Genomic DNA, 14,225 nt, shown 5'->3' with positions numbered 1-14,225 from the left:
TGAAAAAGTTATCGACCGGGTGTGATGCGCGTCAACCCGTGGTGTGAGATTTGGGAGCCGAACGGTGCGACGTCGTCTCACGGTTTTCTCCAGGACTTCCCTCGCACCACGGAGCAGGCGGGCGGGCGTCCCGAGCCCGGGCGTCCGCACGCACCGCCCGGCGTCGCCCACGAGCCGCGCTCGGACACGAGCGACAGGCTCTACAACGTGGACCTCGCTCCCACCAGCCGTTACGGGCGCACGTGGAGCGCGTACAGCATCTTCACCATGAGGGCCAACGACGTGCACTCCCTGGGCAACTACGGCTTCGCCATCGGCCTCTTCGCCCTCGGACTCGGTGCGTGGCAGGTGCTCACGGTCCTGGGTGTGGGCGCGCTGCAGGTGCTCGCGTCCCTAGCGCTGCTGATCCTGCCGTGGAACCTCTACACCTCGCCCGTGGTGATCGTGTGCTTCCTGGGTGGGCTGGGTGCCGCTGCTCTGGTCGCTCTTCGGGATCATCATGGTGGACTACTGGCTGATCCGCCGCTCCAGCGTGAACGTCCCCCAGCTCTCCATGGACACCCACGACGGCGAGTACGTCTACCGCGGCGGCGTGACCCCCGGGCAATCGGGGCGTTCGTCCCCACGATACTGGCCTCTCTGGCGGTCGCCCTGCTGCCCGTCTTCCAGGCCGTCGGCGAGTTCTCGTAGTTCATCGGGGCCGACCTGGGCGCCCGGTGCTACCTGGTCACAGCCAAGCGCGAGCTCGAGTGCAGCGACCAGCACGGTGAAGCCATCGTGGTCGCCACTTCGCACCGACCCTGCGTCTCGCACGAGATCGCGCCCAACGACGCCGCCGCGGGCTGCCTCCCGCTCGCCCCGCAGGGTGGAGCACGGCGTCGTCGTGCCACCCGATCCCCGACCACCCGAAGGACCCACCAGGCGCATCCTGACCGACAACATGAACACCACACCCTCCATGACCGAGTCCATTGCGGAGGCCCCGCGCGCCGTGGCCGAGCCCGGCGTGGAGATCGTGGGGCTCACGCCCACATTCGGCGCCGTCGTGCGAAGGGAACGTGGAGTCCTACCTCACCGCGGTGGGGGTGATGGACGCGGTGCTGACCTACGACCCGCCCTTCGCCCCTGTGATCCAGGCCAGGTTCGGCGAGCACCGGCGGGAAGGTCTGCAGGAGATCCTCGACCAGCCCGTCGTGGACATCCCGAGGCGGCCGCTTCCATCGCCATCTTCATGAGGCGCAGCTACACCGGGAGTGACCACCCTGGGCCGCACCGTGCCGCTCATCGAGGACCGGTTGCGGCTGGCCAGGCTGATGGAGCGCTGCGCGTCCGTGCGGGCGTCGAACACCTCCGTGCTGGACCTGGAGCGGGATGAGAACGCGGCGGTCGAGACGATCGTCGCTGAAGCGCAGCGGGCCATCGAACAGGGCCGCAGCCGAGGTGGTTGTCCTCGGCTGCGGCGGGATGGCCGCCCTTGAGCACGACGTGCTCGAGTGGTGCGGCGTGCACGTGACGGACGGCGTGGCTGCTGCGGTCACCGTGGCGCAGTCGCTGGTGTGGCTGGGGCTGAGGACCTCCAAGGTCCGCACGTACGCGAACCCTCTGCCGAAGGACCTGAAGGGTTTCCCGTTCGGGCGGTGAGGCCGGCTCGCGTCCCGCGCTTCCGACTACTTCCGGGGGAAGCCCCCGGCCCGGAGGGCCGCGGCGATCAAGGCCGGTTGACCGAACAGCCGGGCCAGCCGCTTGGCATCAGTGTCCAGATTGAATGCGTCGTGCCGCTCGGCGTACTGGCTGATGTTGCCGGGGAAGATCGCGGCGTAGAACGCGGCCAGACCGGCGCCCACGGCTGCGCGCTGCCTGGGCAGCGCCAACAGTGCGGCACCAAAGGCGATCTCCACCACACCGGAGGCCAGAACCACGGTGTCCTTGTCCATGGGGAACCAGTCCGGAACCTGTGCCTGGAAGTCCTCCCGGGCAAAGGTCAGGTGGGAGATGCCCGCGGTGGACATGAACGCTCCCAGGGCCAGGCGCGCTGCCGTCTCCGTCGCAGTGGGCTTGGGAGACGGTGCGGTCAGGGACTGCAGAGCCTTGGTAATGCGAGCCATAGTGCAAACCTCTCTCGTGGTGGGCGCCGGGCGGGTGTCAGCCGGCGACGCGCACCAGCTTGGTGTTGGCGAACTCGGTGAAGCCCCAGCGGCCCAGCTCACGGCCGTAGCCGGAGCGGCGCACGCCGCCGAAGGGCAGGCCCGCCTTCGTCGTCGCGTGCTCGTTGACGTAGGCCATGCCCACCTCCAGACGACGCGCGACTTCCTCAGCCTTCGCCTCATCCTTGCTCCACACGGAGCCGGAGAGACCGAAGTCGGAGTCGTTGGCGATCTCCACCGCCTCGTCCACCGAGTCGTAGGAGTAGATCACCGCCACCGGGCCGAAGATCTCCTCCTTGAACGCATCCATCTCCCGGGTCACACCGGTCAGCACCGCCGGGGACATCCACGCCCCGTCCTTATCCAGAGCCCTACCACCGGTGTGCAGGGTCGCACCCTGCTCCACCGCGCGCTCGACCTGGGACACGGCGTCGTCGCGGCCCTGCACGGAGGACAGGGGGCCGATCTTGGTGCCCTCCGCCAGCGGGTCCCCCACCGGCATGCCCTCGACGGTCTCGACGACCGTCTGCACGAACTCGTCGAACATGCCGGCGGGCACCAGGATGCGCTTGGGCGAGTTGCAGGCCTGGCCTGCGTTGCTCATCCGCGCCGTCGCCACTGTCGTGGCGGTCTCCTTCATGTCCACGTCGTCGAGCACGATCAGCGGGTCGGAGCCGCCGAGCTCCAGAACGCTCTTCTTCAGGTTCTGCGCGGCCGTGGTGGCCACCGCGGCACCTGCACCCTCGCTGCCGGTCAGGGACACGCCCCGCACTCGCGGGTCCTCGATGATCGTGGTCACCTGGTCGGTGCTCACGAACAGGTTGATGTAGGCGTCCTCCGGGATACCCGCGGCGTGCAGGATTTCCTCGATCAGCTCACCCGTCCGGGCGCAGATGGAGGCATGCTTGAGCAGAACGGTGTTGCCCAACATGAGGTTCGGGGCCGCGAAACGCGCCACCTGGTACTGCGGGAAGTTCCACGGCATGACACCCATGAGCACACCGATGGGCTCGGTGACGACCACGGACTTGGCGTCGTCACCCACCTCCAGTGTCTCCTCCTTCAGCAGGCCCTCGCCGTGGTCGGCGTACCACTGGTAGATCGATGCCGAGAGTGCGACCTCGTCCTGCGCCTGGGCGAAGGGCTTGCCCATCTCGGTGCTGATCACGCGCGCGAGCTCGTCCCCGCGGTCCTGGAACGCCTGGGCGACACCGGCCAGCGCTTTGGCGCGGTCAGCGGCCGGGGTCTTGCGCCAGGAGGCGAACGCGGTGTCGGCGCGCTCGATCGCGCGGGTGACATCAGCATCGGTGGCCGAGGTGAACTCCTGCTCCACAATGCCGGTGGCGGGATTCTCCGTACGGAAAGCCATGATGACTCCTCACTCATCTCGATGAAACTCATCAATAACAGCGGGGAGGTATCCGCGGATATTCCCGGCTCCTCGAAACGCCCCGCGCGGTGGGGCATTCGAGGATGGGCTGGGCGAGCAACAGCCGGGTCCATGTTGTTCTGTCTGCGGATATGGTCCCTTGTGAAAGGAGTGACGTGACAAGGCCACGGCGGGGGTCTAGAGTCACGGCCCATGACTACCAATGTTGCTGCCTACCAGGCCGTCGCCTCCGACGCCCCGCTGGAGAAGGGCACTATCGAGCGCCGGGACCTGCGCCCGGACGATATCCGCATCGAAATCGAGTTCGCCGGCATCTGCCACTCCGACATCCACACCGTGCGCGAGGAGTGGGGACCGATCGAGTTCCCCATGGTCCCGGGACACGAGATCATCGGCCGCGTCACCGAGGTCGGTTCCGAGGTCACGAAGTTCTCGGTCGGCGAGCGCGCGGGCGTCGGCTGCCTGGTCGACTCCTGCCGCGAGTGCGAGTGGTGCCTGAAGGGCGAGGAGAACAACTGTCCGAAGGCCGTGGGCACCTACAACGGCAAGGACCGCTTCGACGGGCGCCCCACCGACGGCGGGTACTCGACCGAAATCCTCGTCTCCGAGGCCTTCGCGCTGCACATCCCCGAGAACCTGGACCCGGCCGCGACCACGCCGTTGCTGTGCGCGGGCATCACCACGTACTCCCCGCTACGGACGTGGGGCGTCACCGAGGGCTCCAAGGTGGCCGTGGTGGGCATGGGCGGTCTGGGCCACGTGGCCGTGAAGCTCGCCGCCGCCATGGGCGCGGAGGTCACCGTGATCAGCCAGACCCGCTCCAAGGAGGAGGACGGCCGCCGCTTCGGCGCCACCGACTGGATCGCCCGCAAGGAGGATCCCGAGGCCCTCAAGAACCACAAGGGCGAGTTCGACGTCATCATCAACACCGTCTCCGCCCACGTGGACGTGCAGGAGTTCATGGCCACCCTGCGCCCGCACGGTGCCATGGTCCTGCTGGGGTTGCCCACCGAGGCCCTGGAGGTCAGCGCGGGCTCGCTCATCGGCGGCCGCAAGTCCCTCACGGGCTCCAACATCGGCGGCATCCGCGAGACCCAGGAGATGCTGGACTTCTGCGCCGAGCACGGTGTCACCGCGGAGATCGAGCTGATCAGCGCCGAGGACATCAACGAGGCCTACGACCGCGTGGTGGACTCGGACGTCCGCTACCGCTTCGTGATCGACGCCAAGAGCATCTGAGTTCGCAGAGTCGGAGAGAAGCGCCCCGGGCCGTGATGGCCCGGGGCGTTCTCACACCCCGGGGCAAGTGTCTGCGGGCGAAGGGCCGAGCCCTCGATACCCTGGGGGCATGCCCCGCTCCCTCGATGACCTGATCTGGCCCCGCCGTACCGAACGGCTCACCGTGGGTCGACTGACCCCGGAGGATGCGGACGTGCTGTGGGAGCTGAAGGGCGATCTTGAGCTGAACCGCTGGACCACCAGGGTCTACGCCTCACGTGAGGAGTTCCGCGCGGACTGGGACGCCCTGGTCGCCACCCACCTGTTGGCCCACTGGGACGGGCGGCTCGCGGCCTATCTCATGGTCAAGCACCAGGACGCGTGGTCCCAGGCGGACGTCGCGGAACACGCCAGGGGGCAGCAGGTGGAGCTCGGCTGGGTGGTGGCGCCCTGGGCCCAGGGTTGTGGCATCGCCACGGAACTCGTGCGCGCAGGCCTGTCCATCGCGTTCGACATGGGCGTCCACCGTGTGGAGGCCGGCTGCTTCGCGGAGAACACCGGGTCCTGGAAGGTCATGGAGAAGGTGGGGATGCGGCGTGAGAGCCACACCGTGAGGGACTGTCTGCACCGGGACGGCCAGTGGCACGACGGCTACGGGTACGCGATGCTCGCGGAGGAGCACCGACAACCAGTCTGAGGGCATGTCTTCTTGCCGACTCCGTCGATGATTCCATGTTCGGGATGCAGGCAACCCGCATTCCGGTACGTTTTCAGCCATGGACCTTTCCGATGAACAGTGGCTCGCGTCATGGCGCTCAGAGCAGAAGCCCCAGCCGGAGGGATGGAGCTTCTCGGACCTCGAAACGCGCATGACCGAGACCCCAGTGCCCTGGGATATTGACCTCGTCTATCGAACCGCTCTGGCAGATGCGACAAGCGTCCTCGACATGGGCACGGGCGGTGGCGAATTTCTGCTCACCTTCGCCAATTCTCTGCCACGTGACACCGTTGCAACGGAGGGGTGGGCGCCCAATGTGCTAGCAGCGCGTCGAAACCTGCAGGCCGTGGGGGTGGACGTGGTGGAGTACAGCGCTCCCGACGAGGATGTGGATTCACTGCCAATGCCTTTCCCCGATGACCGGTTCGATCTCGTGCTCAACAGGCATGAGTCGTATTCCCCGCGTGAGCTGGCACGTGTCATCGCGCCCGGGGGGCGGTTCGTAACCCAGCAAGTGGGAGGCGACGAGGCGCACGAGATAGGGCAGTGGTTCGGTGAGCACGCTGAACTGCCGCACGTGAACCTCGCGCATTGTGCCAGGGAGTTGGAGGAGGCGGGGTTCGAGGTCACGGAAGCAGAAGAACACGTGGGCAAGTATCTGTTCAACGACGTCGCTGCCCTGGTCGCATATCTGCAGCTGGTCCCATGGGATGCCCCGAGCGGATTCACTGTCGATGCATACGCGGAGGATCTCCTTGCTCTGCACCGCGAAACAGGAGGTGGTCCGGTACGGCTTACCCAGAAGCGATTCTGGCTCCGCGCCGTGCTGTGCGCCTGAACAGTTGAATGGGCAGGGTGCATTCGCGTGCCGATTCAAAGCACCGTGGCTCTTCGTGTCACAAAGCCTTGTCTCGTCGTAGCGCTACTGAGGGGGTAGTCATGGTCATCACGGCCATGGTGTGACTTTTGGTGCCGTGCGGGCCACGTATCTTCAGCCACGTTCAAGAAATGAGTAGTGCGATATTTGTTCTGGTCCTGGCCGCCGTGGGTTTCGCTGGCATGTTTTCTGACAACCGCCGGACACGATTCCTCGTGCCCGGCGGTCCACAGTCTGCAGAGTGAGGCGTCACCGCCCCGCATGCCCTCCCAGGGACAGCGGCGCGTGCCGGTTCACGTCCTTGTATAGCAGGTACCGGAACGGTTTGGGCCCACCGGCGTAGCAGGCCTGGGGACAGAAGGCGCGCAACCACATGAAGTCGCCCTCCTGGACCTCCACCCAGTCCTCGTTGAGCCGGTACACGGCCTGACCCTCCAGGACGTAGAGCCCGTGCTCCATCACGTGGGTCTCCGCGAACGGGATGATCCCCCCGGGCAGGAAGGTCACGATGGTCACGTGCATGTCGTGGCGCAGGTCCTTCTGGTCCACGAACCGCGTGGTGGCCCACCGGCCCTCGGTGCCCGGCATGGGGGTGGGCTCGATGTCCTGCTCGTTGGTCACGAAGTACTCCGGCTTGGGCGCTCCGGCCACCCGCTGGTAGCGCTTGCGGATCCACATGAACCGGGTGTCCTCGGAGCCGCGGTTGTGCGCGGTCCAGGTCTCACCCGGAGCGATGAACGCGTACCCACCCGGTGCCAGCACGTGGGTGTCCCCGTCCCCGGGCTCGTCACCCAGGGTGAGCTCCAGGGAGCCCTCCATCACGAACAGCACGGCCTCGGCGCTCGGATCGTCCTCCGGCTTCTCGGAGCCGCCGCCGGGGGCCACCTCCACGAGGTATTGCGAGAACGTCTCCGCGAAACCGGTCATGGGCCGCGCGAGCACCCACAGCCGCGTGTCCTCCCAGAACGGCAGGTACGAGGTCACGATGTCCCGCTGCGTGCCCCGCGGGATCACGGCGTACGCCTCCCGGAACATCGCGCGGTCCGTGAGCAGGTCCGTCTGCGGCGGGTGCCCGCCATGGGTGGCCCAGTACGTGCGCTCGGTCATGCGATCTCTCCTGTCTCGGGGCTCGAGCGGTCTCCCGCGGACGACGACGCCGCCGCGCCCGGATTCGCCACCGCCCGCACCGTCTCGGGGTCCAGGCCGGTGGCGCGCAGCTCGTCCTCGCCCACCGCACCGCACAGCAATCCTCGCACCGCGTAGCATGCGAGCGCACGGGCGGTGGCGGGCTCGTCCGCCACGTCCGCCGTCTCGATGCCCGGCACGGACCGGCCGGCGTACGCGACAAGGCGGCGGGCGGCGTCGTCGAACGCGTCGCGGTAGAACGCGTAGTTGGTGAGGTGGCGCGTGGGCAGCTGGTGGGCGTGCAGGTCCCAGCCCTGGTAGAAGCCGCGCTCCAGGGAGCGGCGCACCAGGCGCGAATGTAGCGCCCACGTCTCGCGGCGCTGGGCGGGGTCTCCCACGGGCAGCCGGTTGGTGGAGCCGTCCGAGAGGTTCACCCCGGTGCCGGCCACGGCCACCTGCATCACGTTCATGGCGTGGTCCGCGGCGGGGTGCTCCAGGGACTGGAACCGCCCCGAGATCCCCAGGGAGGCGGAGTAGTCGTACGTGCCGTAGTGCAGTGCGGAGACCCGCCCCTCCGCGGCGCGCAGCATGGCCGGGATGGGGCAGGTCCCGTCCGGGCCCAGGATCATGTCCGGGGTCTCCATCTGGATCTCGAAGCGCAGCCTCCCGGTAGGCAGACCGAGCGCGTCCTCCAGCGCCAGGCACGCCTCCACCATCACGGCCACCTGCTCCACCGCGGAGACCTTGGGCAGCGTGAGCACGAGTCCCTCGGGCAGCCCGTCCGCGCTGATCCCTGTCTCCCGGAGCCCGCCCTCGCGCACCAGGGTGCTCAGGAACAGGTCCAGGGTGCGCAGCCCGCGGTCACGGGTGGCGGCCTCGAAGCACTTGAAGCGGATGCCCGCGGACGCCGGGGCCGCACCCGTGGCGCGGTTCCGGGCGAACGCGGCCACCGTGCGGGCGGCGCGCACGGCGTCGGCGTCCTCCTCGGCGTCCGGGCGCTCGCCGTAGCCGTCCTCGAGGTCCAGTCGCAGGTCCTCGACGGGCTCGGTGCGAAGCTTCTCGCCGACGCGCGCCACGAGATCGGGCGCGGCCGCGGCGTCGATCCCCGCGAGCTCCGCGAGGGCCGCGAGCCCGCCCGCCTCCTCGGCCGCCGACGACGACGCCTCGCCCCACTGCGCGGGGGTCTGCTCGCTCACCAGGTCCGCCGGGACGTAGCACGTGTGGACGGGCTGCCGGGCGCCGGCGTCCCCCGGGTGGAACCGTGCGAGGTCAGCGTCCGTGCCCGCGAGCAGCAGGTCCGCGCGGTGACCGAAGCCCGTTGGCAGAGAGGGGGCGGCCCCCGCCGCGCGGGGCGGTCGTGGCGGGGGCCGGGGTGGCGTCCAGGTGCGCCGGTGTTACTTGCTGCCTTCCATGAGGTCGTAGGCGGACAGCGTGAGGAACGCCGGGTAGTCCTCCCTGAGCACCATGTTCGAGATGAGCCGCCCGGCGGGCACGAACCACTTCTCGTAGTTCTCCTGGTCGATCTCACCGCGCAGCACCTCGAGCTGAGTGTCCAGTGCGTCGGAGACGAGCTCGCGCGTGGCGGTGTTGTCGGTGTCCGTGTAGACCACGCCGTTCTTGATCTGCTGCCAGATCTGCGAGCGGGAGATCTCCGCGGTGGCGGCGTCCTCCATCAGGTTGTGGATGGCCACCGCGCCGCTGCCGGACAGCCAGACCGCCACGTAGCGGATGGCCACGTACAGGTTGGCGTTGAGCTCCTTCTCGGTGCGCTGGTCCCCCGCGGAGGGCACGTCCAACAGCATCTCGGTGGTCACGTCCACGTCGGGGCGCTGGTGGTCCACCTGGTTGGGCTTCTCGCCGAGCACGCCGTCGAAGACCTCCTGGCACACGGGCACGAGGTCCGGGTGGGCCACCCACGAGCCGTCGAAGCCGTCATTGGCCTCGCGGGTCTTGTCGTTGCGGACCTTCTCGAAGGCGGCCCGGTTGACCTCCTCATCCTTGCGGGACGGGATGAACGCGGCCATGCCACCCATCGCGAACGCGCCGCGCTTGTGGCACGTCTGCACCAGCAGGTCCGTGTACGCGCGCATCAGGGGAGCGGTCATGGTCACGGCGGAGCGGTCCGCGAGGATGAACTTCTCCCCGGCGTCGCGGAAGTACTTGATGATGGAGAACAGGTAGTCCCAGCGTCCGGCGTTGAGCCCGGAGGCGTGGTCCCGCAGCTCGTAGAGGATCTCGTTCATCTGGAACGCGGCGGGGATGGTCTCGATCAGCACGGTCGCGCGGACGGTGCCGTGCTCGATGCCCAGGTAGTCCTCCGCGAACGTGAACACGTCGTTCCACAGTCGCGCCTCCAGGTAGGACTCCATCTTGGGCAGGTAGTAGTACGGCCCCTGGCCGTTCTCGAGCAGCTGCTTCGCCGTGTGGAAGAAGTGCAGCCCGAAGTCCGTGAGGGAACCGGAACCGGTCTTCCCGTTGACCGTGATGTTGTACTCGGGCAGGTGCCAGCCGCGCGGGCGCATGACCACCACGGCCAGGGGCATGTCCTCGCGGAGCTTGTACTCCTTGCCCTCCGGGGAGGTGAAGCCCAGGGTGCCGCGGGCGGCGTCGCGCAGGTTGGCGATCGCGTCCACCTGGTTGGCCCAGCTGGGGGAGGCGGCGTCCTCGAGGTCCGCGAGCCACACCTTGGCGCCGGAGTTCAGGGCATTGATGGCCATCTTCGCGGGCGACGCCGGTCCGGTCATCTCCACGCGCCGGTCCTGCAGGGCCGCGGGGGCCGGGGCGACCTTCCAGTCGCCTTCCCGAACCTCGCGCGTCTCGGGGAGAAAGTCCATGGTGCCGCTCTCGGCGGCCTTCGCGCGGGCGGTCTCGCGCTTGCCGAGCAGCTCCTCACGACGGTCCGCGAACTTCTCGTGCAGCGCCTCCACGAATGCGAGGGCGTCGGATGAGAGGATCTCGTTCGCGGCGGGGATGTTGTCGGGTGTGTTGTGGGTGATGCTCATGGGTTGCCTCCTGAATTTTCGGTGTAGTTTGTACTGCTCATTGCGGGTGCGGCAGGCCCTGCACTCGGTACGACGCCGCCGCACCCGGTCGTTCCCGTCAGCCGGCCTGGGGGGGCCTCCGCCACGGACTTCACGGCCCCGGCCACGGCCGGGGCGACATTCTTGGCCGAACACGCTGGGGGACGATGAAGCTCGCGTTGCGCTCGTCCTCGTGCACGCAGTCGGCGATGGCCCTCGCGGCGGCCGCGAGCACCTCTGAGGTGATCTCGCAAGCGCCCGTGTCCAGCAGCCCGGGGAAGGCCAGCACGCTGTTGATCTGGTTCGGGAAGTCCGGCCGGCCGGTAGCCACTACGGTCGCGGGCTCGGCACCTTCCACGGGGGTGGGCCTCGGGCTCCGGATTGGCCATGGCGAAGACGATGGCGGCGTCGGCCATGGTCGCGATGTCGTTGCCGTCCAGGACATTGGGGGCCGAGACGCCGATGATCGCGTGACCCGCGGCGCCCACGCCGGAGACGACCACCTCGACGTCCTTCAACGCCTTGAACAGGGCGGCCTTGCCCTCCATGACTGGCAGGGCCGCGGCTGGTCCGATGTCACCGAGGCCCAGTATCGCGGTGCCGTCCGTGACCACGGCCACGGTGTTGCGCTTGACGGTCAGCTGCCAGACGTCTTTGGGGCTCTCTCGGATGGGCATGCACACGCGGGCCACGCCCGGTGTGTAGGCGCGGGAGAGGTCGTCACGGTTGCGCAGGGACACGCGCGGGGTGACCTCGATCTTGCCGCCCAGGTGGATCAGGAAGGTGCGGTCGGAGATCTTGTGGACCTTGACGCCGTCCAGGGCGTTGAGCGCGTCGCGCATCTCGTCCCGGTGCTCGGCGTTGGACACGTTGCAGCGGATGTCCACGACGACGCTGTTGGGGAAGGACTCCACGATGTCCAGTGCGGTCACCTGGGCACCGGCGGCGGCCGCCGTGGTGATCTCACTCGTGGAGTTGAAGGTCGCGGGCGCTTCCATGCGCAGGACCATGGAGTAGCCGGGGTGGGGAGCCGCCATGTGACGGGTTTCCTTCCGAGTCGAGCGGAACCGCGGTGGCCCGCTACCTATCCGTATTGTGGAAAATAAATTTCATTGATTGAATCCTAGGCGTAGAGTACGAGGCATGACAAGGTCTTCGTGAGACTTGTTTCACATTGCGGTCACCGTACGCGACCCCACGCGGGGCGGTGATCGCTCCGGCAGTAGAGGGAGAACGGCCATGGCCGAAGGCAAGAGTGCGGGCGGCGTGCAATCGGTGGAGCGGGTCTTCGACCTGCTCAACATCATCACCGCGTCCGGAGGGGAGTCCTCCCTCAGCGAGCTCGCATCCCGGGCGGATCTTCCGCTGCCCACCATCCACCGGTTGCTACGCACCCTGATCCCGCTGGGCTACGTGCGTCAGCTGCCCAACCGCAGTTACGCGCTGGGCCCCGGACTGATCCGCCTCGGCTATGCGGCGGGCCTGCAACTGGGCACCTACGCGCAACCAGTCCTGCAGGGGCTCGTGAACGAGCTGGGAGAGTCTGCCAACATGGCGGTGCTGGACGGTCACATGGTGGTCTACGTGGGTCAGGCGCAGTCCTCCCGCTCCATGCGCATGTTCACCGAGGTGGGCCGGCGCGCCCACGTGCACGACACCGGTGTGGGCAAGGCGATCCTGGCGACCCTGCCCGAACAGCAGGTCGTGTCCATCGTGGCGTCCATGGGCATGCCTACCCCCACCGAGAAGAGCCTCGGGACTGTGGACGAGCTTCTCGCCGATCTCGAAAAGATCCGAGAACGCGGCTACGCCGTGGACGACGAGGAACAGGAGATCGGCGTGCGCTGCTTTGCCATGGCACTGCCGGATGCACCCACACCCACTGCGATCTCGGTGTCCGGGCCCACGTCCCGCGTGGACTGGGACTTCGGCGACCGCGCCGTGCCCCTGTTGCGCGAGGCCGCCGAGCGGCTGTGCGGACAGCTGGCCCAGGCCGGCTGAACGCCTTCGTCCGAGTCTCGACGCCGCGTCGGTCCCGGTACCGTTTGGTCCATGGGCTTCAGAACCGCCTGGCGGCAGCCCTCAATGCCCGCGCCAAGCGGTCGCTGTCCTGCGGTGTGTTGTACAGGGCGGGGGTCACACGAATGACCTCGCCGTTCGTCACACCGCCGCGACGCACCGTGAATATCCCCCACGCCTTGGTGAGGTGGTCCGTGATGGCCACGCTGCGTTCCCGGGTCGTGTTCCCGTCGATCCGGAAGGACGTCAGTGCGCCGTACATGCGCCGATCCTCCGGAGTCATAATGGTCAGATTGGACACGTCCAAGACCTGGTGCACCCAGCGATCACGCAGGTACTGCAGGCGCGCGAACTTGTTGGCGGCTCCCACGGCTCGGTGGAAGTCCAGAGCCGCCGGGACTGCCAGGTAGTTGGCCGAATTGGCGGTTCCCGTGTGAACCCGTGATCGCACGTCATCGGCGTCGTGGTCCTCGTCCACAAAATGACGATCGATATCGGGAAGGCGATCCTTCTTGATGTAGAGAAAGCCGCAGCCCAGCGGTGCGCCGATCCACTTGTGCAGATTGAACCCCACGAAGGGGCTCTCGAGATCCCTGACGCTGAAATCCACATGGCCCCACGAGTGCGCGGCATCCACGATCGTGTCGACCCCGTGCTGCGCGGCCATCCGGCTGATCTCCGCGATTGGCAGCTTGAGGCCCGTGCGGTGGGAGATATGGGTCAGCAGGAGCAATGTGATCCGCGGATTGTCCCGGAGCAGCTTGGTGTAATGATCGATCACGTTCTGGTACGTCGCGGGTTCCGGGATCGCGGTGGCGATCACGTCCACCCCGCGGCGGTCCTTGAGCCACTTCATGGCGTACTGCATGGAGTCGTAGTCGAGATCGGCGTAGGCCACGGCGTCACCGGGCTTGAGCTTGTTGTAGCCACCGATCAGGGCCTGTAGCGCCTCCGTAGCGCCGCGCGTGATGGCGATCTCCTCCACGGAGCACCCGACAGCTTCCGCCAGTCGAGCCCGCACATCTGTGATGCGCTCCTCGTACGCGTTGCGGAGGAACCAAGAGTTCTGTTCCTGGATGGTCCGGTTGGCGTGGGCATAGGCATCTCGTACGTTCTGAGGGTTCGCTCCGAAGTACCCGTTCTCGAAGTCGGTGACGGGCATGTCCATGCGGAAATGCCGTGCGACGGTGCGCCAGTACTTCTCGTCACGGGCCAGGCGGCCTGCGGGGGTCCGCGGTGCAGTGGGCAGTCCGGAGGGGTCTCGACCATGGCGCCCACCCTGGTGGGCGTGGGCGGGGGAGGTGACGAGGCCGCCCGCCGTCAGCGCGCCCAGGCTTGCTGTTCCCGCGACCAGATTTCGGCGATTGAGTTCCATGATGTGCAGGCCCCCGGAAGTGTGCTGATGTGCACCACAGCCTGGATCCCGGACATCGCCACTAGTCAAACTGAAAATTTCCAATGGACGATCCGCAGATGAAATTCGGCTGCGCATCACGGTGCCACGCGGGCGGGGCCCTAGCCTGCGGGCTGCGTCGTCGAACCAATCGACTCATCGGGCAGTCATACGGGGTGCTTCTCGCCGGCCCATCACGGCCCGGGCACGGTGAACGCGCGGCGGTACGTCACTGTGCCGCGCGGTGTGGGGGCGTCGTGGTGGTGGGTTGGTGGGTTAGGCGTCGCCTCCGGTGTTACCGCTGGTGCCGGCGGCGGGGTT

The 14,225-nt window shown here is 67.6% G+C and carries 11 protein-coding genes and 2 pseudogenes; 6 read left to right on the top strand and 7 right to left on the bottom strand.

What is annotated here, in order from left to right; all coding sequences use genetic code 11:
- The first annotated feature begins 21 nt into the window (after positions 1 to 21).
- Both AS25_RS15060 and AS25_RS10050 read left to right on the top strand, forming a co-directional pair.
- Positions 22 to 690, top strand: a complete 669-nt coding sequence (locus tag AS25_RS15060) for an SLC5/6 family protein (protein WP_216594113.1) — start codon at positions 22 to 24, stop codon at positions 688 to 690.
- A 250-nt stretch (positions 691 to 940) separates the two neighbouring features.
- A pseudogene (locus AS25_RS10050) lies at positions 941 to 1,641 on the top strand (aspartate/glutamate racemase family protein).
- A gap of 26 nt (positions 1,642 to 1,667) precedes the next feature.
- Here AS25_RS10050 and AS25_RS10045 read toward each other — a convergent pair.
- Both AS25_RS10045 and AS25_RS10040 read right to left on the bottom strand, forming a co-directional pair.
- Positions 1,668 to 2,105 (bottom strand): DoxX family protein, encoded by a 438-nt coding sequence (locus tag AS25_RS10045; RefSeq protein WP_052160891.1) that lies wholly within the window; start codon positions 2,103 to 2,105, stop codon positions 1,668 to 1,670.
- A gap of 37 nt (positions 2,106 to 2,142) precedes the next feature.
- The gene (locus AS25_RS10040) at positions 2,143 to 3,513 is read right to left on the bottom strand and encodes an NAD-dependent succinate-semialdehyde dehydrogenase (RefSeq protein ID WP_035964822.1); all 1,371 of its coding nucleotides are present in this window, start codon (positions 3,511 to 3,513) and stop codon (positions 2,143 to 2,145) included.
- A 213-nt stretch (positions 3,514 to 3,726) separates the two neighbouring features.
- Between AS25_RS10040 and AS25_RS10035 the strand changes: the two genes are divergently transcribed.
- The 3 genes from AS25_RS10035 (at position 3,727) to AS25_RS10025 (ending at position 6,308) form a co-directional block, all read left to right on the top strand.
- Positions 3,727 to 4,773: an NAD(P)-dependent alcohol dehydrogenase gene (locus tag AS25_RS10035; protein WP_035964820.1), complete on the top strand. Its 1,047-nt coding sequence runs from the start codon at positions 3,727 to 3,729 to the stop codon at positions 4,771 to 4,773.
- A 109-nt stretch (positions 4,774 to 4,882) separates the two neighbouring features.
- A complete protein-coding gene (locus AS25_RS10030; protein WP_035964819.1) occupies positions 4,883 to 5,449 on the top strand; it encodes a GNAT family N-acetyltransferase in 567 nt (188 codons plus the stop codon).
- A gap of 79 nt (positions 5,450 to 5,528) precedes the next feature.
- Positions 5,529 to 6,308 (top strand): class I SAM-dependent methyltransferase, encoded by a 780-nt coding sequence (locus AS25_RS10025; RefSeq protein WP_035964817.1) that lies wholly within the window; start codon positions 5,529 to 5,531, stop codon positions 6,306 to 6,308.
- 288 nt (positions 6,309 to 6,596) lie between these two features.
- Here AS25_RS10025 and AS25_RS10020 read toward each other — a convergent pair whose 3' ends face one another.
- The 4 genes and pseudogenes from AS25_RS10020 to AS25_RS10005 form a co-directional block, all read right to left on the bottom strand.
- Positions 6,597 to 7,454, bottom strand: a complete 858-nt coding sequence (locus AS25_RS10020) for a bifunctional allantoicase/(S)-ureidoglycine aminohydrolase (RefSeq protein WP_035964815.1) — start codon at positions 7,452 to 7,454, stop codon at positions 6,597 to 6,599.
- On the bottom strand, positions 7,451 to 8,797 hold the full coding sequence (locus AS25_RS10015) for a DUF6986 family protein (RefSeq protein WP_035964813.1): 1,347 nt from the start codon (positions 8,795 to 8,797) through the stop codon (positions 7,451 to 7,453). The genes AS25_RS10020 and AS25_RS10015 overlap by 4 nt, the downstream gene beginning before the upstream one ends.
- A gap of 69 nt (positions 8,798 to 8,866) precedes the next feature.
- Positions 8,867 to 10,474: a malate synthase A gene (aceB, locus tag AS25_RS10010; RefSeq protein WP_035964811.1), complete on the bottom strand. Its 1,608-nt coding sequence runs from the start codon at positions 10,472 to 10,474 to the stop codon at positions 8,867 to 8,869.
- Positions 10,471 to 11,529, bottom strand: a pseudogene (locus AS25_RS10005) (hypothetical protein). The gene aceB and the pseudogene AS25_RS10005 overlap by 4 nt, the downstream one beginning before the upstream one ends.
- Positions 11,530 to 11,731: 202 nt before the next feature.
- Between AS25_RS10005 and AS25_RS10000 the strand changes: the two are divergent.
- Positions 11,732 to 12,493, top strand: coding sequence for an IclR family transcriptional regulator (locus AS25_RS10000; protein ID WP_035964809.1), 762 nt, complete (start codon positions 11,732 to 11,734; stop codon positions 12,491 to 12,493).
- A gap of 58 nt (positions 12,494 to 12,551) precedes the next feature.
- On the opposite strand, the gene AS25_RS09995 is transcribed toward AS25_RS10000, so the two are convergent.
- Positions 12,552 to 13,886: an aminotransferase class V-fold PLP-dependent enzyme gene (locus AS25_RS09995; RefSeq protein ID WP_035964807.1), complete on the bottom strand. Its 1,335-nt coding sequence runs from the start codon at positions 13,884 to 13,886 to the stop codon at positions 12,552 to 12,554.
- Positions 13,887 to 14,225 lie beyond the last annotated feature (339 nt).

The organism is Kocuria marina (genome assembly GCF_000786655.1).
Lineage (GTDB): Bacteria > Actinomycetota > Actinomycetes > Actinomycetales > Micrococcaceae > Kocuria > Kocuria marina_A.
Note: the sequence above shows the minus strand (reverse complement) of the source record. Positions and strands in the feature narration are given on the sequence as shown.